The following is a 22,674-nucleotide window of genomic DNA, read 5'->3' on the forward strand; positions in this document are numbered from 1 at the left end:
GCTGCAGCAGACATTGCGGCGTCGGGCCACGCGGTCCCAACGCCGCGCGAGCTCTCTGCAAGGAGAAGCATTAAATGACTGATACGACAATACCGACGCCCGAGTTGCGTCCGGACTGCCCCAATTTTTCCTCGGGGCCCACAGCCAAATTTCCCGGCTGGTCTCTCGACAAAATCAACACCATCGCCATGGGCCGGTCCCATCGTTCGGCTACTGGCAAGGGTCGGCTGAAATATGCCATCGACCTGTCGCGCGAGCTGCTCGGCATCCCCGATGACTATCTGATCGGCATTGTTCCGGCCTCCGATACCGGAGCTGTCGAACTGGCGATGTGGAACATGCTCGGCGCCCGCCCGGTCACCGTGGCCGCCTGGGAAAGCTTCGGCAATGTCTGGATCCAGGACGCGGTGAAACAGCTCAAGCCAGCCAATCTGACCACACTTGAAGCCGATTATGGCGAGATCCCGGATCTCACGCAGATCGACAAGGGGGATGATATTGTCTTCACCTGGAACGGCACCACCTCGGGTGCGAAGATTCCGGATACGGACTGGATCGCTGATGACCGCGACGGCGTCACCATCAATGATGCAACCAGCGCGGTTTTCGCCCAGCCGATGGACTGGCCAAAGCTCGATGCAACGACTTACAGCTGGCAAAAGGTGATGGGATCGGAAGCGGGCCACGGCATGCTGATTCTCAGCCCGCGGGCTGTCGAACGGATTGAAAGCCACAATCCCGACTGGCCGCTGCCGAAAATCTTTCGCGTGAAAAAGGGCGACAAGCTCAACCGCGCGATCTTCGAGGGGGCGACCATCAATACGCCGTCGCTGCTCGCCACCGAAGACTATATTGCCTCGCTTGAATGGGCGAAATCCATCGGCGGCCTGCCGGAACTGCATGCCCGCGCGGACCGCAATGCCCAGATCGTACATGACTGGATCGAAGCCACTCCATGGCTCCGCAACATGGTCAGCGATCCGGCGAAATGGACCAACACCGGCATCTGCATGGTCTTCCAGGGCGACTGGTATGACGGGCTCGACGCGGACAGCCAGGCCGCCGTGCCGAAGAAAATCGCCGGCATGCTCGACGAAATGGGCATTGGCTACGACTTCAACGGCTATCGCGATGCTCCGCCGAGCCTGCGCATCTGGTGCGGCTCCACGGTCGAGGAAGAAGACGTCCGTCGTCTGCTGCCCTGGATCGAATGGGCCTATGCCCAGGTGAAGGCCGAACTTTCCTGATTAAGCTGCCGCGTTCCGGCGCGGGCTGGAATCTCTCGCATAATCAAACTGATTGCAGAGGGATTCCCGATCCGCTCCGGGATACAGCAATATGCAAAGAGAAACTATCATGCCCAAAGTACTTATTTCCGACAAAATGGACCCCAAAGCCGCTGAGATCTTCCGTGATCGCGGTGTCGAAGTTGACGAGATTACCGGTCAGACACCGGAAGAATTGCTCAAGATCATCGGTGACTATGACGGCCTCGCCATCCGCTCCTCGACCAAGGTGACACCCGAAATTCTGGACGCGGCAACCAACCTGAAAGTGGTTGGCCGCGCCGGGATCGGGGTCGACAATGTGGACATTCCCGCTGCCTCGGCGAAAGGCGTGGTCGTGATGAACACGCCCTTTGGCAACAGTATCACCACCGCCGAACATGCCATTGCCATGATGTTCGCGCTCGCCCGCCAGCTGCCCTCTGCCGATGCGTCGACCCAGGCCGGCAAATGGGAAAAATCCAAATATATGGGTGTCGAGCTGACCAGCAAGACGCTCGGCCTGATCGGCGCCGGCAATATCGGTTCGATCGTGGCGGAACGGGCGATCGGGCTTCGCATGAAAGTGATTGCCTATGATCCGTTCCTGACCGAAGATCGGGCCGTGGAAATCGGTGTCGAGAAAGTGGCACTGGATGACCTGCTTGGCCGCGCAGACTTTATCACCATGCACACGCCGCTCACCGACCAGACCCGCAATATCCTGTCGGCAGAAGCTCTCGCGAAAACCCGGCCCGGAGTCCGCATCATCAACTGTGCGCGCGGTGGCCTGATCGATGAAACAGCGCTCAAGGACGCGCTTGAATCCGGACATGTCGCGGGTGCCGCCCTCGACGTCTACGCGGAGGAACCGGCAAAGGAAAATCCGCTGTTCGGTACACCCAATCTGATCTGCACCCCGCATCTCGGCGCATCGACCAGTGAGGCCCAGGTCAATGTCGCGATTCAGGTCGCTGAGCAGATGGCCGATTATCTGGTCAATGGCGGTGTCACCAATGCCCTCAACATGCCCAGCCTGTCGGCCGAGCAGGCCCCGAAGCTAAAGCCCTATATGGCGCTGGCCACCCAGCTCGGATCGCTGGTCGGTCAGCTGGCCGGTGACCAGATACGCGGCGTGTCCGTGGAAGTCGAAGGTGCGGCAGCCGAACTGGACCAGAAGCCGATCACGGCGGCCGTCCTCGCCGGGCTGATGCGCGCTTACAGCGACACCGTGAACATGGTCAATGCGCCCTATCTTGCCAAGGAACGCGGTCTCGACGTGCGCGAAGTCCGGCATGAGCGGGAAGGCGACTATCATACGCTGGTGCGTGTTTCCGTATCCACCAGCGAAGGCGACAAATCCGTGGCAGGTACACTGTTCGGCAGCTCCGGCCCGCGCCTGGTGGAAATGTTCGGTATCAAGGTCGAGGCCGATCTCGAGGGCGACATGCTGTATATTGTCAACGAAGATCAGCCCGGGTTTATCGGCAGCGTCGGATCCACACTGGGTCAGGCCGACGTCAATATCGGTACGTTCCATCTGGGACGTCGCTCTGACGTGCCGGGCGGGGAAGCGGTATTGCTGCTGTCCATCGACTCGCCGGTCGAGGAACCGGTCCTGTGGAGCGTCTGCCAGCTGGAAGGCGTGAAAACCGTCAAGGCGCTGCGCTTCGAATAAAGGCCGGTGAACCAAAAAAAAGCGATGGCCTGAGCCGAGGCTTGGGCTATGGAGCAGAGATCATGCAAAAGCGGTCCAACTTGCTGCCCGAAGGCTTCCACGATGCACTGCCGCCGCACGCGGAAGCAGCGTCGCGCATGGAACGCGATATTCTCGATACACTGGCCAGTCACGGCTATGCCCGCGTGTCGCCGCCGCTGGCGGAATATGAGGATGTGCTGACCAGCCGGATGACCGGTTCGTCCAAAAGCGACCTGATGCGGCTGGTCGATCCGATCTCCCAGCGGACGCTGGCGCTGCGGCCGGATGTCACCATGCAGATCGGGCGAATCGCTTCAACCAGCATGGCGGACGTACCGCGGCCGTTGCGGCTCAGCTACTCCGGAACCGTGCTGAAACTGCGCTCGGGTCAGCTGCGCCCCGAACGCAGCCGGTTGCAAATCGGCGCAGAACTGATCGGGGTCGACAGTGTGGCAGCTGCCAGCGAGGTTGTTTCGGTCGCCATCGAAGCGCTGGAACGGGCCGGACTGACCGGCATCACCATGGATTTCACCATGCCGGACCTGATCGACATCCTGTCGGGCGGCCCATTGCCGCTGAGCAGCGCGCAGGCCAAGGAAGTGCGCCGGGAGCTGGACATGAAAGATGCCGGCGGCCTGGCCGAGCTGGGCGCGACCGGATATCTGCCGCTGATCGAGGCCACCGGGCCATTTGACGATGCCATGGCCAAAATGCGGGCCTTCGATACCGATGCCCTGCTCTCGTCCCGGCTCGACGGCATCGCGGCAATCGCTGACACGATCCGCGACAAGGCGGATCTCACGCTTGATCCGACCGAACGGCACGGGTTTGAATATCAGAACTGGTTCGGCTTCACCCTGTTCGCGGACGGTTTTGTCGGTGCCATGGGGCGGGGCGGCAGCTACGAAATAGCCCGGCCGGATGGCAGCACCGAACCGGCCGTGGGATTTTCGCTCTATCCGGGTCCGCTGGTCGGCACGGGCAGTAGTGGCGGAAAAGATCGCAAAACGCTATTCCTGCCGCTCGGACATGACCGCGACCGCGCAGCGGCACTCCGGGCCGAAGGATGGCGAACAGTAGCGGCATTGACCGAAGCTGACAGCGCGCAAATTCTCGGATGCAGCCATATACTGAATGGCAGCGAACCGACCGAAACATGATCAACAGGAAGACCCGTACACCATGGCCAATGTAACCGTTATCGGTGCCCAGTGGGGCGATGAAGGCAAGGGCAAGATTGTCGACTGGCTGTCCGAACGCGCGGATGTCGTCGTGCGTTTCCAGGGCGGTCACAATGCCGGTCATACGCTGGTTGTCGACGGCGAAGTCTACAAACTCTCACTGCTGCCCAGCGGCATTGTCCGCGGCGCCCTGTCAATCATCGGCAATGGCGTGGTTCTCGATCCCTGGCACTTACGGGATGAAATCGCGAAATTGTCGAATCAGGGTGTGGCCATCAATGCGGACAATTTCGGGATTGCCGAAAACTGTCCGCTGATCCTGCCGATTCACCGCGATCTCGACGCGATGCGCGAAGATGCCAGTGGCAAGGGCAAGATCGGAACAACGAGGCGCGGCATCGGCCCGGCCTATGAAGACAAGGTCGGGCGCCGTTCGATCCGCGTGTGCGACCTCGCGCATCTCGACGATCTCGGCCCGCAACTGGACCGGCTCTGTGCGCATCACGACGCCCTGCGGGCGGGATTCGGCGAACCGCCGGTCGACCGGGACCGTCTGCTCGCCGATCTGCGCGAAATTGCGGACTCGGTCCTGCAATATGCGCAGCCGGTCTGGAAACGGCTCAACGAAGCACGCAAGCGCGGCGACCGCATTTTGTTCGAAGGCGCACAGGGCGTTCTGCTCGACGTCGATCACGGGACCTATCCCTTCGTCACCAGCTCCAACACCATCTCCGGCACGGCAGCAGGCGGATCCGGCCTCGGGCCATCCGGCACCGGCTATGTGCTGGGAATCGTCAAGGCCTACACCACCCGGGTCGGCTCCGGTCCGTTCCCGACCGAGCTCGACGACGATATCGGGCAGCGACTGGGTGAGCGCGGACATGAATTCGGGACCAATACCGGCCGCCAGCGTCGCTGCGGCTGGTTTGATGCCGTGCTGGTCCGCCAGGCACTGGCCGTGTCGGGTGTCGCCGGGATTGCTCTCACCAAACTGGACGTGCTCGACGGGTTTGAGGAACTGAAAATCTGCATCGGCTATGACCTGGACGGTGTGACCTATGACTATCTGCCGCCGCATCATCAGGACCAGGAAGGTGTGAAGCCGATTTACGAGACGATGCCGGGCTGGAGCGAGTCCACAGCCGGCGCCCGCAGCTGGGCTGACCTCCCGGCCCAGGCGATCAAATATATCAAGCGGGTCGAAGAACTGATCCAGTGTCCGGTTGCCCTGGTCTCCACATCACCCGAGCGCGACGATACGATACTGGTGACCGATCCGTTCGCGGACTAGGCCGGCGTCAGCATCAAAGAGTATCCGCGGAGCAGCCGGCGGGCACAAAAAAGGCCCCGCAGTTGATATCTTGCGAGGCCTTTTGGAATGTCCTGCGATTCAGCAGGAATTTGTCTGATCAGGCGTAAGTGACGTTCGTGACTTTTGCCTTGTGGCGACGCATGGCACCGCCAATGGCTCCGAATCCGAGGATCATGAACGCCCATGTCGCAGGTTCGGGCACCGCATTCACGTCAAAGCTGATTTCCCCGAAATTGTCCCGTTGATTACTGTCCCAGTAAAACAGTTCCAGCGTGCCGGTATCCCATGCCGCTCCAGAGAAATTTGCGCCGATAACCTGATAGGTGCCGTTGATATTGCCCACCAGCGAGCCAAATGCTGCGGAGAGACCAAAGGCGTTGAAATTGCCGAAGTCCCGACCGATCTGGGTTCCAACAGCCTGACCGGAATCATCCATCGCCGAGGCGAAACGATCGGCGACAAGTCCGTCAGCATCCGAGAAGCGCGGAAGTGCGCCCGCGCTCCACAGATCATCGGTGCTGGACGTGACTGTAAAAATCTGTCCGGCCGTCAGCGAAATCGTGCTCAATCCGGTCCCGCCGGACACACTGTTGTCGAAAGCATCAACAACAAAGGTCGCAGCACTGGCCGGAGTTGCGATCAGCAAACCCGCCGAAGCCAGAAGAACTTTTTTCATATTTGCTCCATCAATTCTGTTTGGACTGCGTCCAGGAAAGACGGTGCCAAATGATATGCGCAGCGCTATCATGCCGGATGACGTCCAACAAGGCTGTTCCCGCCCTGAGGCGGTTCTGGAGGCAGAATTTACAATTGGTCCGGCGATCCCTGTAAACCTGCATGGAGAGGTGGATATCACCGTCGCGCACTAGCCGGATTCTGCTGACCGATCCGTTTGCGGACAAGGCGGCTCCCGGTCCAAACTTGATGAAATGCCGATTTTGAGGCACAATATCTCCTCAGGAGGGGATGTCATGAGCACAGCAGAACAGGCTCCCGCTGCTCCGGTTTCGGTGGCAAAAAATCTGAAGGTCAGTGACCTCACAGCAGCTCTTGCAGCCGGGTGGGGGGATTTCAAAGCCCATCCCGCTTTCGGACTGTTTTTTGCCGCCATCTATGTCGGAGCGGGTATTTTTCTCTACTTTGCGCTATTTGTCCGCGGCGAAATATTTTGGCTGGTCCCGGCAGCGGCGGGCTTTCCGCTGCTCGCGCCGTTTGTCGCCGTGGGCCTGTATGAAGTCAGCCGCCGCCGCGAAGCGGGCATGCCAATGAGCTGGCGAGCAGTGCTCGGCGCGCTGCGCGGACATGGTGACGAGCAAATCATCAGCATGGGCGTTATCCTGTTCGTCGCGTTCGGCTTCTGGCTGATGATCGCGCATGGAATTTTCGCGATATTCCTCGCTGAATCCGGGCTGGCCTCAGAATCCATGGAATTGTTCCGCACCCCCGCCGGGATCGCGATGCTGGTGGTCGGCAGCTTTTTCGGAGCCCTGATCGCCCTCGCCTTCTATGCCATCACCGTGGCCAGCCTGCCGATGCTGGTGGATCGCGAAGTCGATTTCATCACGGCCATCATCGTCAGCCTGGCGACGGTCCGGTCCAACAAGCGGGTCATGCTGATCTGGGCGGCGGCAATCGCCACCACCCTGTTTGTCGCGATGCTGCCCTTTTTCCTGGGCCTGTTTATCGTGCTGCCGGTGCTGGGTCATGCCACCTGGCACCTGTACCGGCGTTCGGTCAGCCAGTCCGGCCCACAGGCGGTCTGAGACCTGAGGAGCCGGGCAGGCCGTTCCGCTGCTAAACGTCGTCGGCCGAAATCATTTCCTCAACATCGATTTCGTTGGTCATGCTGGCCACCGTCGTGGCAACGGCCGCATCGCCACTGACATTGGTGGTTGTCCGCATCATGTCCATGATCCGGTCGACACCCGCGACAAAGGCGATCGTTTCCAGCGGGACGCCGACCGCTCCGAACACCAGCGCCATCATGATCAGGCCAGCACCCGGAATACCCGCCGCACCAATGGCCCCCAGCGTCGCCAGGATCGAGATCAGAAAATATTGCCCCCAGGTCAGATCAACCCCGAAGATTGACGCGCCGAACAGGGTAGCGAGGCCGAGATACATCGCGGTGCCGTTCATGTTGATCGTCGCACCGAGCGAGATGACGAAACTGGCAACCGAATTGCTCACGCCGAGATTGCGGCGGGCACAGCGCAAGGTCACGGGCAGCGTGGCATTGGAGCTCGCCGTAGAATAACTGACCGCGATCGCATCGACGATCCCGCGAAAGAAATCCCGCACGGGCAGCCTGGCGATAAGCTTGATCATCGCCGAATACATCACTCCGATGATCAGCAGGCAACCGGCATAGTTCAGGACAACCAGCCAGCTCAGCGCCTTGAGCGCGTCAATCCCCAGCGTACCGGCAACCCATGCCATCAGCGCAAAGACACCGAACGGGGTCAGTTCCATGACGATCATCGTCACTTTCTGCATGACAATAGCGCCGCTGTCGAAAATCTTCTGGACCGGCTCGCCGTCCTCCTTCGCCATCAGGATGCCGATCCCGATCAGCAGCGAAAATACGATCAGCGGCAAAACGGCGACATCCGCCATGACCTGCACCGGGCTTTCCGGCACAATCGACAGGATCATGTCGACGGCGGTCGTCTCGTTCGGTGCCGGCGTCGGGACTTCAGGTGTGCCGAGTTCTTCCTTGCTCGGGAACAGGCCGAGATTAATGGCACCCGTGCCGAGCGCGAGGCCCAGCCACACCGCGATCTGGCCGCTCACGACGAACAGGATGACCGCGCGGCCGCCGACCGCCCCGAGCTTGCGCAGGTCGCCAATAGCGGCGACACCAGCCACCAGACTGAAAAAGATCAGCGGCACGACCAGCATCTTGATCGCCTTGATGAAGAAATCCCCGATCCATTTGATCGATTCCGCATCCGGGCCCCAGAACAGGCCAACGGCGACACCCAGAATCAGCGCACCGACAACCCGCTGCCAAAGCGGTATCCTGAACCAGACTGACAGCATTGCACTTTTCCCCGTGTTGATTTTTGCCGAACCTATCGCCGCCCGCGATCCGGAGCAAGCGCGATATCTGCATCAGATCATGCGCATTTCGTCTCAGACCCAGAAACTGATGGCCAGGCAGGTCGCCAGACCGACCCCGATGGTCAGGGGAATGCCCGCCTTGAAGAAGTCGGTGAACCGGTAATTGCCGGCCGCATAGACCAGCGTATTCGTCTGATATCCGATGGGTGTCGCGAAACTGGCGGATGCGGCGAACATGACGGCAATAACCAGCGGCCGGGGATCGACGCCGAGGTCCTGCCCGAGGGCTATGGCAATCGGCGTGATGATGATGGCCACCGCGTTGTTGGTCACGATCTCGGTCATGATCACCGACAGAATATAGATCGCGAAAACCAGCCCCCAGGGCGGGATATCCCGCAAATAGGGCGTAAGCACATTGACGATCAGATCAACACTTCCCGCCTGCTGAAGACCGAGACCGACCGCCAGCATGCCGAAGATCAGCACCAGTACGTTGCCGTCAATCGATCCCCAGGCCTCTTCGGCATCGATGCAGCGCGCGAGCAGAATGGCACCCACCGCCAGAATTGCCGCGACCGCAAGCGGAATGACATTGAGCGCCGCGAGGACCACCACCGCCACCAGCGCACCGATGGCAATCGGCGCACGATCCCGCCGAAACGCCCGAATCTTGGTCTGACCCACGCCAAACAGGTTCGGGTTTTCATACATCCGGGCAATATCTTCACTGGATCCGGTGACCAGCAGCCGGTCAGCGGCGTGGATCCGGGCATTGGTCAGGTCGGAACGCGGCAGGTTGCGGAACCGGGTCATGCCGAGAATGCGGACATTCAGTTGCGACAGAAACGGGATATCAAACAACCGGTTACCGATGCTGGGATGACTGGGAGCGACCGTCGCTTCGACCAGCTCTTCGCCGAGCGGTCCGACATCACCGGAGCGAATGATGCCGATCTTGAAATCCTGAGACTCCCGCAGCGAAATCAGTTCGGCCAGATCAAGCTGCACCGCCACACGGTCACCCGGCTCGAGCACGAAATGTTCCAGGTCATGCCGGATGTAATTGCTGTTGCGGCTGACCGCGGTGACCTTGATCCCGGCCCGACGAAACACCGGTACATCGGCGATCCGCTTTCCATTGGCTTCCGACCGGTTGCGGACGGTCAGTTCGGTCAGAAAGGCGCTTTCATCATTGCTGGCAAATTCGCCGCTGACCTGACCACTGGGCAGCAGCCAGCTGCTGAACAGCGCCATCATGATCATTCCGGCAACGGCAGCGACCAGGCCATAGGGCGTTATCTCAAATATCCCGAATCCGGTCATCCCGGTATCGCGCGCGACGGCGTCGACAATCAGGTTGGTCGATGTCCCGATCAGCGTCGTGGTTCCCCCGAGGATACAAACAAAACTCAGGGGGATGAGAAGTTTCTTGGACGAAATCCCTGTCGCGCGCGACAGGCGGATGATGATCGGGATCAGAACCAGCACCACCGGCGTATTGTTCATGAAGGCCGAAGCCACAAATGCGCCGAGAAACATTTCGACCACGGCAAGCTTGGGATGTTTGCGCGCGCGCGCAATGATGAAGCCGGCAATCGCATCGATTGTGCCGGTTCGCAGCAGGGCCCCGGATAATATGAACATGGCGGCAATGGTGATCGGAGCGGTGTTCGAAAAGACCGAAAACAAACCATCGGAATCGATGATTCCCAGGAACAGGAACATGCAGGCGCCCAGCACCGCGACCACCGCGGCAGGGAAGCGCTCCATGAAAAAGCCGGTGAACAGAAAGGCCAGGATGACGAGGCCGATGATCGCCTTGTTCGCCTGGATATAGTCGTTGGCGACATGGAGAATCAGCTCAATCATCGCGCTACAAACAGCCTTCAATATACTGGATGCTGCGGGAGTCCCCGATACGGAAGCTGGTCACCGTGTGCTCGTCCGTCTCAAAGACAATGCCATGTTTCGGCCCGTCACCGGCACTATTGGCGTCCCATGTGAGGTAGGATCCCTGGTCTTCAAGATAGGGATGCGGCGTCTGGGTCAGCGCATCGCCATAGGCCTGTTTTGCGGCTTCGATCCTGCTCCCCAGGCCGATATTCTGCTCGGTTATCGCCGATTTTTTGCGCGGCTGGGCATCACGGAATGGGCGGTAGAAATCGACCCGGGTGAGGATCCCATCCTCGAACATCAGTCCGGCAAAAGGCCAGTCCTCCGAAAGGCTGAAGGACTCGCACCCCTTGCCGGTCGGCTGCGGATTGTCCCAGTCTTCCACTTCCGAAGAATATTCCAGTTTCAGATCATGTTCTCCGGCGAGCTGTTGGTAGCTACTGCCAATCCGAAACGGTCCAAACCGGTCGGGGTAGGCAATCAGAACATTACTTTCCGGCTCACTGGCAGCTGTGTTCGGATCCTCGCCTTCGGCTTCCTCTCCCGACGGCCCGCCCGGTGTACAGGACGCAAGCAGCAGCGCAAGGATCAGGCCGAAACGGCGCATCAGTCGGGGCCTCCGCCGTCATCGCCGCATTGGGCCCGATGCATCAGTTTCTGGTCCGCAAGCACCAGCGCCATCATTGCCTCGACCACCGGGACACCGCGGATACCCACACAGGGATCATGGCGGCCTTTGGTCACGATCTCGGTGGCTTCGCCATCGCGGGTGATCGTGTCGACTGGAGTCAGGATGGAACTGGTCGGTTTGAATGCCACCCGGCAAAAGACCGGCTGGCCGGTCGAAATGCCGCCCGCCGTTCCGCCTGCATGATTGGCACCAAATTCGGGTCCGTCGTCTCCTGGCAGCATCGGATCGGCATTTTCTTCCCCGCGCAGGCGTGCCGCCGCGAAGCCGTCTCCGATCTCCACGCCCTTTGTGGCATTGATCGTCATCATCGCTGTCGCAATTTCGCTGTCGAGCTTGGCATAGACCGGAGCGCCCCAGCCGGCCGGTACACCGGTCGCCTGACAGGCGATGATCGCGCCGAGACTGCTGCCATCCTTGCGCGCGCGATCCACCAGTGTTTCCCAGCGCCGGGCGGCTTCTGCATCCGGACAGAAAAACGGGTTTTGCAGGACCTGTTCCGGGTCGAACCGGGACGGATCAATCGCATCGCCGCCGATTTCCGCCACCCAGGCATGAACTTCGACTTCGCCAATCACCTTGCGGGCGATCGCACCGGCGGCCACCCGTGCTGCAGTTTCCCGGGCGCTGGACCGGCCTCCGCCACGATAATCGCGAAAGCCATATTTCCGGTCATAGGCATAATCCGCGTGGCCAGGGCGATAGGCTTTGGCAACCTCGCTATAATCTTTCGAACGCTGGTCGACATTTTCGATCATCAGCGAAATCGGCGTACCGGTGGTCCGGCCTTCGAAAACACCGGACAATATCCGGACCTGATCCGGCTCCTTGCGCTGGGTGGTATATTTGGACTGGCCCGGACGCCGGGCGTCCAGAAACGGTTGAATATCGGCTTCGCTCAGTAAGATACCCGGCGGGCACCCGTCGACCACCGCGCCGAGCGCGGGACCGTGGCTCTCTCCCCATGTCGAGAAGCGAAACATGTGACCAAAGCTGTTAAAACTCATTCATCCCCCAACGCGCCATAAGGGGCACATTCTCCGATGGTTCTGACTGCGGCTTCCGCAGGGATTCGTCAAGCCAAAGCACCTCCGGGAAATTCAGCCCCTTTTTCCGCACGGACCGTCTCCGGGAAACCCCGACTGTCTTCAATCCAGCGCTATATCCGGCGCATCTTCCTGTTTCATGCCGACCACATGATAGCCGCTGTCGACATGATGGGTTTCGCCGGTCACGCCGGAGGACAGCTCGGAACAGAAATACAGGCCAGCGCCACCAACATCCTCGATCGTCACATTCCGCCGGAGTGGCGAGTTATACTCGTTCCACTTGAGGATATAGCGAAAGTCTCCGATCCCGCTGGCCGCCAGCGTCTTGATCGGACCGGCGGAAATGGCATTCACCCGGATATTGTCGGGACCCAGGTCATTGGCCAGATATTGCACCGATGTTTCCAGCGCGGCCTTGGCAACACCCATCACGTTATAATGCGGGATCACTTTCTCGGCACCATAATAGGTCAGCGTCACGATGCTGCCGCCGTTCGGCATCATCCGGGCCGCGCGTTGCGAAACGGCAACCAGGCTGTACGCCGAAATGTTCATCGTCATCAGGAAATTGTCCAGGCTGGTATCGACATATTTGCCGCGCAGCTCGCTCTTGTCGGAAAAGCCGATGGCGTGGACGACAAAATCGATTGTGTCCCAGCGCGACTGCAACGTCTCAAAAGCGCTGTCGAGCGCCGACATGTCCGACACATCACAATCGATCAGAAAGTCCGAACCGAGCTCCGCAGCCAGCGGACGGACACGCTTGGCCAGCGCGTCCCCCTGATAGGAAAAGGCCAGTTCCGCACCGGCTTCCGACAGCTGCTTCGCGATACCCCAGGCCAGGGACTTGTTGTTCGCCAGCCCCATGATCAGGCCGCGCTTGCCCTTCATCAGATCATTCATCGCCAATTCCTTCACACCAGATTTCTGACCGTTTCGATATGCCGTTCTGATAGCGACTAATCGGCTGATTTTCCAGAAAATGATGATGCCGGAAGATCAGTCCGCAGACTGGCGATTCTCCGGCCTGTCGGCCAGCGCTGCGTTGAGCTCCGACCCGATAACCATGCCCAGCCCGATCAGGTAGAAGAAAATCAGCGTGATCATCACGCCCGCCAGGCTGCCATAGGTCAGCTGGTAATTGGCCGCATATTTGAGGAACAGCGGCAACAGGCCGGAAATGGTCAGCCACCAGCTGCTGATGAACACAGCACCGGGCCATTTGGGATAAATGCGGTGCCGATATTGCCGGGGCGTCAGCAGGCGGAACAGCAGATAGAGCGTGATGAACAGGATCAGGAACGGCAACGCACTGGACAAGGAAAACCAGGTCGAATCAATCTGCTCCAGCGGCAGATAGGCTCCGAAAAACTCGATCAGCGCGGAAAAGGCAAATTGCGTACTCAGCGCCAGCATCGCGAAGAATACCGAGAGAATGATCAGACCGACCGAGGTCAGCCGATATTCCCAGAATGCCCGCTGTGCCTCGACGCCGTAGGCCCGGTGCAATATCTCACGGATTGTCTCGATCAGGCTGGCCGTCGTCCACAGACCAACGCCTGCGCTCAGCCAGAGCAGCGGGCCGGTTCGTGCGTGCATCGCATCGCCTATTGGTTCGCGCAGAGCGTCGGCAACCGAGGGCGGAACCGTTTGCAGAAAAGCCGCGACAAAGTCCTCACCAGCGGCTGTCTGACCGATACTGCCGGCAATTGCGGCCGCGACAATGAAGAAGGAAAAGACCGCCAGAAGCGAAAGATAGGCAAAATTCCCGGCGAAGGTAAACCCGTCGGTATAGACGCCGACCGCGGTCCGTTCCGCAACGGTCATCATTTTCCGGGGCCAGTTTTCGTCCGCCAGCCGATCGGCCGCCCGGTCAGCGCCGCCGATTTCTTCCGAGCGTTTCAGCTGGTTGCGTCGGGCTTCCGGCGAAAGACGCGAACCTTCACTCATGCGCCGCGGCAGTCAATTCTAAACGCCCATGAAGGAACGCGGATTATCTGCGTTTTCCCAGGTTGAAACAAATTCCTTCAGCTTTGCATCATCCTCGGGCAAGGCGATCATCAGAGTCACCAGCTGATCTCCGCGACCACCCGTCTTTGTGTGAAAACCCTTGTTCTTGAGCCGCAAGGTTTTTCCGGAACTGGCACCTGCCGGAATGGACAACATGACCGGGCCGTCCACCGTCGGAACCTTGATCTTGCCGCCATTGACAGCCTCCGCCAGACTGATCGGCAGTTCGAGCGTGACATTGTTGCCGTCGCGTTCAAAAAACGGGTGTGGATTGATATGGATCGTTACCAGCGCATCGCCATTGCCGCCCGGCCCCGAACGACCCTTGCCAGCGAGACGCATTTGCGTGCCTTCCTCGACGCCCTTGGGCAGACTGAGATCGATGGTCTTGCCATCTTCGAGCGTGATACGCTGCTTGTCGAGCGTGGCAGCTGCGACAAATTCGACCTTCAGCCGGTAGGATACATTGGCACCCTTTGGCGGTGGTGCGTTGCGCGGCCGTGATCCGAACGGCGATGACCGGCCGCCGCCCCCGAACAGCCCTTCAAATATGTCGCCGAAATCCGCCCCGCTATTGCCGAAGTCAAATTGCTGGCTTCCGGCGCCGCCACCATATCCGCCGGCACCGCCGCCAAAACCGAAAGGCGCAGTGGGATTGCCATCCGCATCGATTTCACCGCGATCAAACTGCGCTCGCTTGTCCTTGTCGAGCAACAGGTCATAGGCCTTGGTCACTTCCGAAAAGCGTTCGGTTGCCGCCGGATTGTCCTTGTTGCGATCCGGATGCAGTTCCTTGGCCAGCTTGCGATAGGCACTCTTGATCTCTTTCTCGCTCGCGCCCTTGGCTACGCCCAGTGCCTGATATGGATCCGCCATTATCTGCCCTTTTTCAACTCCTTATCCCTAAAGATTGGAATTGTGCCCGCCGGAATCAACTTTTGGTTCCGATCAGGTGTTTTACTGAGGTACTACGGCATCCGCAACTACATTGTGCCGAGTCGCCCTCAGCAGCAAATAGAGCGTCAAACCAAATGGCCCGAGCATCAACGTGAAAAACAGCACCGGGATCTGCACCAGGCGCGAAAATCCGTAGCGATCGGCATTTTGCGCCACCCAGATTCCCACAAACAGGTCAAAGGCCAGATAATGGATCCAGCCGATCGTCGCGCCACCGTCACTCGACAGGAGCTGTTGCACGCCCTGCAGGGTGCTGAAATCCGGTGTGCCACCGCTTCCACCATCAATCATTCCGGTCATCAACGGTATGATGATCACGGCATAGGTCAGCGACAGCAAGCCTGCCCCACCGTAAAACACACTCTTCATGATGATTTCGCGCCGCGGTGCAAAAGCCAGAATCAGCCACATCAGCAGCGCCCAGCTATTGGTTATCGAAAAAATCAGATCCCAGTTCATCGCTCTTCCCCCAGCTATGGTCGGGCAAAGGACTAGCAGGAAACGGATCGGGCCGCCACGGCCTGTTACTGGCCATTAGCCTTGGTGTTCACATCGCCAGCAGATTCCGGGACATGGTGGTCCAGTCGACAAATCCGAAATCTTCCGGGTCCTCCACTGCCAGCACCGACCGCGCCCGCTTGCGGCCGGTATCAATGACCTTCGGCCGGATCGCCTTGTCTGTGTGGAGGGAATGGAAACAGCGCACGATCGGCGCCGAATAATCGCTCGGTGACTCCCCGATCACGACAGCCAGTTCGTCTTCATCCATCCGGACCAGCGTGCCCGCAGGCAAAATGCCCAGACTGTCAACGAAATCGCGCAGGACAAGCTGATCAAAATGTCCCGACCAGCTCTGCATCTTGGCGAGCGCATGTGAGGCGGACAGGGGTTTGTTGTAGGACCGCTGGGAGGTCAGTGCGTCATAGACATCGCATACCGATGACATCCGGGTAACCAGACTGAGATTGTCCGCAGACAGCCGTCCCGGATATCCGGTCCCGTCCATTTTTTCGTGATGACGCAAACAGACTTCCAGTGCAATGTCACAGACACCTTCGGATGCCGAAAGAATCTGGTGGCCGCGTTCGGGATGATTGCGGACGGTTGTCCATTCCTTGTCATCCAGTTTGCCGGGTTTCAGGAGAATATCATCCGGAATTGCGGTTTTCCCGACATCATGAAGCAGGCCCGCCATGCCGATATCGTGAATCTGGTCTTCGGGCACATTGAGCTTGCGTGCCAGATTGATCATCAGCGCCGACACCGCCACGCTGTGCAGATAGGTATATTCATCCTTGGTTTTCAGGCGCGCCATGTTGAGGATGATCGTCGGGTCGATATCCACGGAATCGGCGATCCTGTCGACCAGCGGAGCCATCTTGCTGGACTTGACCGAATTCCCCAGACGCGCATCCTCGAAAAGGCCCATGACGGCCGTGCGCGAATGCTTGATCACCGTGGATGCCTTGCGCACGGCACTGGCCCGTTCACGACCGGACAACCGGCGAAGTTCCGGCCGGGGCGCAGGCATGATATTACTGCGACGCGGAATGACCGGTGGTGGATCCCGGCGGACGGCAGTCCTTTTTCCCGGAACATCCCCGGGTTGGTCCGAAGCAGCCACCGGTGCGGATTCGGGAGGCCCCTTGCCTTTTCGGTCATCTATCACGGCCCAGGCGATGCCGCTCGACCGGATTTGTTCCAGCTGATCCTGGTTCTCCAGAAGAAAACGGGATCGCCAGAACGGATGCTCCAGCCATGATCCTTCCAGGGAATGCAAAAACATGCCCAGTTTCAGGTCATTTGTTCGAACTCTGTGACGCATCGGGATCTTGACTCGATAATTGGCCTGCTCTCGCGTTTCAAAACGGCAAATTTCAGAGATTTTTTAGGTATTTGGTCGCGCGGCCCGGAAACCGCTTTTCCGCACCCGATGTCCCTGATAGATCGGCCCCCATGACAGATCCCTTTACCCTTTTCGAGCGCTGGTTCACACAAGCGCGGGAAACCGAGCTGAATGACAGCAATGCCATGACCATTGCCACCGCCGATGCCAATGGTCAGCCTGCCGCGCGCATGGTGCTGCTCAAGGGACATGGCCCGGATGGCTTTGTTTTCTATACCAACCAGCAAAGCCGCAAAGCCAGTGACATTGCGCAAAACCCCAGGGCCGCCATCCTGTTTCACTGGAAGAGCCTGCGCCGTCAGATCCGTATCGAGGGATCTCTGTCTTCGGTAACAGATGATGTCGCCGATGCCTATTTCGCCACCCGCAGCCGGGATTCACAACTGGGGGCCTGGGCGTCGGACCAGTCGCAGCCCCTCGATCGCCGCGAAACCTTCGAAGGCAGATTTGAGGCGATGAAAGAGAAATTTGCTGGCGGTGATGTTCCGCGCCCGCCACACTGGTCGGGATACAGACTGGAACCGCACCGGTTCGAATTCTGGCAGGACCGCGAGCATCGCCTGCATGAAAGGCGGGTATTTGTGCGCGAGAATGGCCAGTGGGCGGAAGGATTGCTTTACCCATGACCACAAGTCGCACGATTCCCTATTATCATGTCGATGCGTTTGCCGAGCGGCCGTTTTCGGGCAATCAGGCTGCGGTGATGCCGCTGGAAAGCTGGCTAGATGATGAGACCCTGCAGGCGATTGGCGAGGAAAATAATTTCGCCGAGACCGCCTTCTATCTCCCTGACGAATCTGGTCAGGCGGATTATGAACTGCGCTGGTTCACGCCAACATTGGAAATCGCCCTGTGCGGCCACGCTACCCTGGCTAGTGGGCATGTTATCCTGTCTCAGGATCCGGACCGGGATCGAGTCACGTTCAGAACCCGACAGGCGGGCATTTTGACGATGACCCGCCATGGCGATGTCTATGCACTGGAACTCCCTTCTTATGCTCCGGCCCCGAAAGACATGCCCGACATTGTGGCACTGGTTGGCGGAGAGCCGGTGGAAACCCAGTTCCACGAGGGCCGCTACAATGTCCTGTGTTATGGAACCGCGGATGAAGTTCTGGAGTTGAAACCGGACCTCAAGGAACTGGCCGGTCGCGGCAACGAGCAATATATTTGCACCGCTCCCGGGAAAGACACGGATGTGCTCAGCCGCGTATTCGTGCCGGGTGCCGGTGTGGACGAAGACAGCGTGACCGGATCGGCGCATGCGGTGCTCACGCCATTCTGGGCCAAACGGCTTGGCCTCGAGGAATTTACCGCTTTTCAGGCGAGCCAGCGCGGGGGCCATGTCCGTTGCCGCCTCGATGGCGACAAGGCCTGGCTGGGCGGCAAATGCGTGACGGTTGTCGAGGGGCTGTTCCGGCTTTAGTTCTCGATCGGGAAGAGCGCCATGATGTCGCCCATCTGGTCGGTCATCGGACGCAGCACATCATCCTGCGTCTTGCCCAGCCGGACCACCGTCAGCTTCTGCTCGGGCGACACAATGATCTGCTGCCCCAGATGACCCAATGCGCCGAATATCGTATCGGGGCCCTTGTCCGGGAACAGCACCTGATTGCGACCTTCAGGGCGTATCTTGTTGAGCCAGATATGGCCGCCATAGGCCGGATCATTGGGTGACGAAGTCTTCATGAACTGCACCCAGCTGACGGGCAGATGCTGTGACCCTTTCTTCGCCCCGTTATGGCGCAGAAACTCGCCGAATTTGGCATAGTCCCGGGCTGTCGCCTGGATGATGCTGCCCCCCACCATCGTGCCATGGGCGTCAAATTCGACGAAGGTGCTCTCCATCCCCAGTGGTTCCAGTAGACGGCCGCGCACGAACCGCATCGTGGCGTCTCGTCGCACCTTGGGATCGGTGCTTTCGGTCAGTGTGCGCGTGATAATGTCGGACAGGATCACGCTGGTCGCAGTGCTATATTCGAACTTCTCGCCGGGTTGCGCTTCGAGAGTTCGTGCCTCGGCATAAGCGGCCATGTCCTCGGCACCATCCAGAAACAGCATGCGCTGAGTGTCGGCTTCGAACAGGGTCTTGCCGCCTTCCGGACCAACTTCGGTGTGATCGAGTCCGGAGGACATATGGATCAGATGCCGCAGGGTGATTTCTCCGCGCGGATCCCCCGGCCGTTGCCAGGCCGGCACCGGCGCCGGATCGTCCAGAACCAGTCGCCCGTCGCTGACCATGAACCCGAGCAGGGCGCCGGTGATCGATTTCGCCATCGACCAGCTGATGAACCGGGTATCCTCATCATATCCCTCGCCATAGCGTTCAGCGAGGATTTCGCCGCGGTGCATGATCAGAAATGCCCGGGTTTCGGCCATGGCGGGATCTTCGAACAGGGGTGAAATCGCGCGATCCAGCTCCGCCTTGTCCACCGGGCTGGCGTCTGAAATATAGGCCAGTTCTTCAGCGGTTTTCTCCGGCGGGATCTCTCCGGCATCACTGGCGCCGCATCCGGCGAGCAGCAGGGACAGGGCGGCGAAAGCTGACAATTTCATCTTGTACATGGCCGGTGGTTGCACCAATAGGGACACCGATGGCAACAGCAAAAAACGATTCCCCGGCACCAACCAGCAAGCTGCGCGTGGCAGGCTACATCTTGATCCTGTTTCTCGTGATTCTGGGAGCGGTTTTTGCGTGGAACTATAATTTCATCAAGGGGCAGCTGGCGGTTGGTACGGCATATGGCGCTCGCGTCGCCTGCTCTTGCCATTATATCGGGGGACGAGACATTGGCGATTGCCGCAAGGATTTCGAACCCGGCATGGAGCTGATCGGATTGTCGGTCGATGACGACAACCGGCAGGTCACCGCCTCGGTCCCGCTGCTTTCATCGGCAACGGCAGAATTTCGCGAAGGCTGGGGCTGCATAATGACCGATACGGTCAAACTCGACGTCGACTAGCCGGTTCAGCCCGTCGCTGCGGCCAGCCATTGCTGGGACATCGCCCCGGTGCTTTCAATCCAGCCGCCGCCCAGAACCCGATCCTTGTTATAGAAGACCGCCGCCTGTCCGGGTGCGACACCAAATTCCGGATTGTGGAACTGCAGTTTGCCATTTTCCAGACGGGCATGCGTCGGCTTCGCCATCGAGCGCACCTTGACCTGCATCGGTCCGGCAAAGTCGCCGCCGATCCAGTTGATATCCCGCAAGGTCGCCGATGCGACCGCCAGTGCCTGTTTCGGTCCGACAATGACGCGCCGGGTTTCCGGTTCCAGCCTGACGACATATAATGGCTCGGCCTGTCCGCCAATCTCGAGACCTTTGCGCTGCCCCACGGTATAATGGATCAGGCCCTTGTGCCGGCCCATGACCTGACCATCGACATGGACAATTTCTCCATCGTCGTCCGCTTCCGGGCGCAATTTGCGTACGACGCTGGCATAATCCCCGTCCGGGACGAAGCAAATGTCCTGGCTGTCCGGTTTGAAGGCAACCGCGAGACCCATCTCTTCAGCAATTTCCCGGACCTGCGCTTTGGGCAGGTCGCCGAGCGGAAAGCGGAGATAGTCGAGCTGTTCCTGGGTGGTGGCAAAGAGAAAATAGCTCTGGTCCCGCGCCGGATCCATCGCCCGGTGCAGTTCGGCTCCGTCATCTCCCATCACGCGCCGGACATAGTGGCCTGTTGCCAGACAGTCGGCTCCCAGTTCCCTGGACAGATTAAGCAGGTCAGTAAATTTCACGCCCATGTTGCACTGGACACAGGGGATCGGTGTCCGACCCGCCATATATTCGTCGGCAAAGACATCCATGACCGATTCCTGGAACCGGCTGGCATGGTCGAAAACATAATGCGCTATGCCGAGTTTCTCGGCTACGGCCCGGGCGTCGCGGATATCCTGTCCGGCACAGCAGCTGCCCGCGCGGCCGACCGCTTCGCCATGATCATATAGCTGCAGGGTGATGCCGATGGTCTCGGCACCCGTCCGCGCGGCCAGCGCCGCAACGACGCTCGAATCCACGCCGCCAGACATTGCCACGACGATGCGCTTGCCGCTGAGATCATCACCCAGCTGAAAATTCGTGTTGATTCGGTCTTCCATATTCCGCTGTGCCTTAGCGACGATCCGCATTTTGCGCTACCTTTGCGCAAATTTCTGCGGAAAACGCTGATACTGGTTCATATTGGGACGGAACGGGTCTTTGCAAGGAACCTTTGCTTAACCAGTCCTAAGAGCCCGTGAACATCGCTTTTACGCAAGTTTATACCTTGGCTGCTAGACAGTGGTTCATGGATATGAATTTCCCTCACAAGGATCTGGGTCTGGCGACGAAAGACGCCGAAGCCGATCTCGTCAGTGATCTTGAAACACTGATTGCATGTGCGGTCCGGCGACAGTCGGATTCGATCACCGCCCGGGCGCTGGCAACAGGATCTGATCCGGCAGTGGTGATCCGGACCGATGTCACGGAAGACCAGAGGGAAATGCGTATCCGGTTCTTTGCCGGTGAAAGCCACAGGCAGGGTGCCAAAGAAGACGGGGACAGAATTTTCGCCACCGGTCACTTCAGACCTGACCTGGTGGACGGAGATTCGGCAGGGTGAAAAAGCGGTCACAATTACGGAGGGGATAATTGTGAACAGGCTGTTTACCTTGGTAGTTTAGTAGATTGAAAAGCTCCGCGTCTAGGCTGCGTATCAGTCGGACAGAGAGCAAATGCTGAAAGGCATGATTGAGGACAGTATGATTGAGAACCAGAAGATTAAACCAGCACAAGTTGTCGGCCCGCTGGGCGAACCGCTGACGATTGACGACTTGCCGGCTGCGGGAACGACACGCTGGGTGGTCCGTCGCAAGGCCGAAGTGGTCGCCGCAGTGAATGGCGGACTGCTGACGGTAGATGAAGTCTGTGACCGCTATAATCTGTCCCTCGAAGAATTCGCGTCCTGGCAGCGTGCCGTCGACCGGTCTGGCATGCCCGGGCTGCGCGTCACGCGTATCCAGCATTATCGCGATCTCTACGAGCGCCAGCAGAAATACTAGGATATCGAAATCCGCAGTCTTTTGTGGATTCACAGAGTTTTCAGAGACCCCGGCTGATCCCCGGGGTCTTTTTTTGTCTGGTTCCATGACCCGTTCCACTGTGCTAGTTGCACCAAATCGGGCATGGCAAACATGCCGTTTGAGAGTGGAGGAACTACATGATTACCTTTATCATTGCCCTGGTCATGGGCGGAATTATCGGCTGGCTGGCCAGCATGGTGATGGGCCGTGATGCATCGATGGGGATTTTCGCGAATGTCATCGTCGGTTGTATCGGGTCAATGCTCGGCGGCTGGCTGTTCAGCTTTTTTACCGGCGGCACCCAGAATTTGCGCGACGCGCCATTCAACCCGGTCACCCTGGCGGTCGCCTTTGGTGGTGCGGTCGTATTGCTCGGCATTGTCAATCTGATCAAGCGGGGAAAAATCCGCTAAAACCCGGCAATCGAAGCTGTTTGTCGAACAGCGGAAAAGGTCGGCAGAAAAGCCGGCCTTTTTCTTTTGCGATATGCTTGGAACTGGCACGAAAACTGCTTCATTCATGAGGTGGAACCGCAAATTGTCCGGAAATTCAGCGTGCAAAAAATGATGAGGCTTGTCGTCGG

At 59.1% G+C, this 22,674-nt stretch carries 23 protein-coding genes; 11 read left to right on the forward strand and 12 right to left on the reverse strand.

What is annotated here, in order from left to right; genetic code table 11:
• Positions 1–74 precede the first annotated feature (74 nt).
• The 4 genes from BUQ90_RS01910 to BUQ90_RS01925 all read left to right on the forward strand — a co-directional run bounded on the left by BUQ90_RS01910 (position 75) and on the right by BUQ90_RS01925 (position 5,436).
• On the forward strand, positions 75–1,247 hold the full coding sequence (locus BUQ90_RS01910) for a phosphoserine transaminase (protein ID WP_074203463.1): 1,173 nt from the start codon (positions 75–77) through the stop codon (positions 1,245–1,247).
• A 109-nt stretch (positions 1,248–1,356) separates the two neighbouring features.
• Positions 1,357–2,943 (forward strand): phosphoglycerate dehydrogenase, encoded by a 1,587-nt coding sequence (gene serA, locus BUQ90_RS01915; protein WP_074203464.1) that lies wholly within the window; start codon positions 1,357–1,359, stop codon positions 2,941–2,943.
• 62 nt (positions 2,944–3,005) lie between these two features.
• Complete coding sequence (locus BUQ90_RS01920) at positions 3,006–4,124, forward strand: ATP phosphoribosyltransferase regulatory subunit (RefSeq protein ID WP_074203465.1); 1,119 nt, start codon at positions 3,006–3,008, stop codon at positions 4,122–4,124.
• Between the two features lie 22 nt (positions 4,125–4,146).
• Positions 4,147–5,436, forward strand: coding sequence for an adenylosuccinate synthase (locus BUQ90_RS01925; protein ID WP_074203466.1), 1,290 nt, complete (start codon positions 4,147–4,149; stop codon positions 5,434–5,436).
• Between the two features lie 118 nt (positions 5,437–5,554).
• Here the strand turns inward: BUQ90_RS01925 and BUQ90_RS01930 are convergent, their stop codons facing one another.
• Positions 5,555–6,133 carry a PEPxxWA-CTERM sorting domain-containing protein gene (locus tag BUQ90_RS01930; protein WP_084192606.1) on the reverse strand — a complete coding sequence of 193 codons (579 nt, stop codon included), beginning with the start codon at positions 6,131–6,133 and terminating at the stop codon, positions 5,555–5,557.
• 295 nt (positions 6,134–6,428) lie between these two features.
• Between BUQ90_RS01930 and BUQ90_RS01935 the strand changes: the two genes are divergently transcribed.
• Complete coding sequence (locus tag BUQ90_RS01935) at positions 6,429–7,220, forward strand: DUF2189 domain-containing protein (protein WP_074203467.1); 792 nt, start codon at positions 6,429–6,431, stop codon at positions 7,218–7,220.
• Between the two features lie 31 nt (positions 7,221–7,251).
• Here BUQ90_RS01935 and BUQ90_RS01940 read toward each other — a convergent pair whose 3' ends face one another.
• The 9 genes from BUQ90_RS01940 to BUQ90_RS01980 form a co-directional block, all read right to left on the reverse strand.
• Positions 7,252–8,499, reverse strand: a complete 1,248-nt coding sequence (locus tag BUQ90_RS01940; protein ID WP_074203468.1) for a dicarboxylate/amino acid:cation symporter — start codon at positions 8,497–8,499, stop codon at positions 7,252–7,254.
• 93 nt (positions 8,500–8,592) lie between these two features.
• Complete coding sequence (locus tag BUQ90_RS01945) at positions 8,593–10,392, reverse strand: SLC13 family permease (protein ID WP_074203469.1); 1,800 nt, start codon at positions 10,390–10,392, stop codon at positions 8,593–8,595.
• A 4-nt stretch (positions 10,393–10,396) separates the two neighbouring features.
• Entirely contained in the window at positions 10,397–11,023 is a 627-nt protein-coding gene (locus BUQ90_RS01950) for a hypothetical protein (RefSeq protein WP_074203470.1), read from the reverse strand.
• Positions 11,023–12,111, reverse strand: coding sequence for a chorismate synthase (gene aroC, locus BUQ90_RS01955; RefSeq protein ID WP_074203471.1), 1,089 nt, complete (start codon positions 12,109–12,111; stop codon positions 11,023–11,025). Before aroC ends, BUQ90_RS01950 begins: the two co-directional genes overlap by 1 nt.
• Before the next feature lie 141 nt (positions 12,112–12,252).
• Positions 12,253–13,056 (reverse strand): enoyl-ACP reductase FabI, encoded by an 804-nt coding sequence (gene fabI, locus BUQ90_RS01960; protein ID WP_074204810.1) that lies wholly within the window; start codon positions 13,054–13,056, stop codon positions 12,253–12,255.
• 96 nt (positions 13,057–13,152) lie between these two features.
• Positions 13,153–14,103, reverse strand: a complete 951-nt coding sequence (locus BUQ90_RS01965; RefSeq protein ID WP_074203472.1) for a YihY/virulence factor BrkB family protein — start codon at positions 14,101–14,103, stop codon at positions 13,153–13,155.
• A gap of 18 nt (positions 14,104–14,121) precedes the next feature.
• Complete coding sequence (locus BUQ90_RS01970) at positions 14,122–15,039, reverse strand: DnaJ C-terminal domain-containing protein (RefSeq protein ID WP_074203473.1); 918 nt, start codon at positions 15,037–15,039, stop codon at positions 14,122–14,124.
• An 81-nt stretch (positions 15,040–15,120) separates the two neighbouring features.
• Positions 15,121–15,579, reverse strand: coding sequence for an ABA4-like family protein (locus BUQ90_RS01975; protein ID WP_074203474.1), 459 nt, complete (start codon positions 15,577–15,579; stop codon positions 15,121–15,123).
• An 88-nt stretch (positions 15,580–15,667) separates the two neighbouring features.
• Positions 15,668–16,945: a cyclic di-GMP phosphodiesterase gene (locus tag BUQ90_RS01980; RefSeq protein WP_074203475.1), complete on the reverse strand. Its 1,278-nt coding sequence runs from the start codon at positions 16,943–16,945 to the stop codon at positions 15,668–15,670.
• A 131-nt stretch (positions 16,946–17,076) separates the two neighbouring features.
• Here BUQ90_RS01980 and pdxH point away from each other — a divergent pair, with 131 nt between their 5' ends.
• Positions 17,077–17,652 carry a pyridoxamine 5'-phosphate oxidase gene (gene pdxH / locus BUQ90_RS01985; RefSeq protein WP_074203476.1) on the forward strand — a complete coding sequence of 192 codons (576 nt, stop codon included), beginning with the start codon at positions 17,077–17,079 and terminating at the stop codon, positions 17,650–17,652.
• Positions 17,649–18,452 carry a PhzF family phenazine biosynthesis protein gene (locus BUQ90_RS01990; protein WP_074203477.1) on the forward strand — a complete coding sequence of 268 codons (804 nt, stop codon included), beginning with the start codon at positions 17,649–17,651 and terminating at the stop codon, positions 18,450–18,452. The genes pdxH and BUQ90_RS01990 overlap by 4 nt, the downstream gene beginning before the upstream one ends.
• Here the strand turns inward: BUQ90_RS01990 and BUQ90_RS01995 are convergent.
• Positions 18,449–19,633, reverse strand: a complete 1,185-nt coding sequence (locus BUQ90_RS01995) for a serine hydrolase domain-containing protein (RefSeq protein WP_239447329.1) — start codon at positions 19,631–19,633, stop codon at positions 18,449–18,451. The genes BUQ90_RS01990 and BUQ90_RS01995 overlap by 4 nt on opposite strands.
• Here BUQ90_RS01995 and BUQ90_RS02000 point away from each other — a divergent pair.
• Positions 19,621–19,989: a hypothetical protein gene (locus BUQ90_RS02000; RefSeq protein ID WP_074203479.1), complete on the forward strand. Its 369-nt coding sequence runs from the start codon at positions 19,621–19,623 to the stop codon at positions 19,987–19,989. The genes BUQ90_RS01995 and BUQ90_RS02000 overlap by 13 nt on opposite strands.
• Positions 19,990–19,994: 5 nt before the next feature.
• Here BUQ90_RS02000 and mnmA read toward each other — a convergent pair whose 3' ends face one another.
• Positions 19,995–21,128 (reverse strand): tRNA 2-thiouridine(34) synthase MnmA, encoded by a 1,134-nt coding sequence (gene mnmA / locus BUQ90_RS02005; RefSeq protein ID WP_074203480.1) that lies wholly within the window; start codon positions 21,126–21,128, stop codon positions 19,995–19,997.
• Between the two features lie 188 nt (positions 21,129–21,316).
• On the opposite strand from mnmA, the gene BUQ90_RS02010 reads away from it, so the two are divergent.
• From BUQ90_RS02010 to BUQ90_RS02020, 3 genes are all read left to right on the forward strand, one after another.
• Entirely contained in the window at positions 21,317–21,631 is a 315-nt protein-coding gene (locus BUQ90_RS02010) for a hypothetical protein (RefSeq protein ID WP_074203481.1), read from the forward strand.
• A gap of 139 nt (positions 21,632–21,770) precedes the next feature.
• The gene (gene sciP, locus BUQ90_RS02015; protein ID WP_074204811.1) at positions 21,771–22,070 is read left to right on the forward strand and encodes a CtrA inhibitor SciP; all 300 of its coding nucleotides are present in this window, start codon (positions 21,771–21,773) and stop codon (positions 22,068–22,070) included.
• A gap of 158 nt (positions 22,071–22,228) precedes the next feature.
• Positions 22,229–22,504, forward strand: coding sequence for a GlsB/YeaQ/YmgE family stress response membrane protein (locus BUQ90_RS02020; RefSeq protein ID WP_204244724.1), 276 nt, complete (start codon positions 22,229–22,231; stop codon positions 22,502–22,504).
• The last annotated feature ends 170 nt before the right edge of the window (positions 22,505–22,674 follow it).

Source organism: Parasphingorhabdus marina DSM 22363, from assembly GCF_900128895.1.
Classification (GTDB): domain Bacteria; phylum Pseudomonadota; class Alphaproteobacteria; order Sphingomonadales; family Sphingomonadaceae; genus Parasphingorhabdus; species Parasphingorhabdus marina.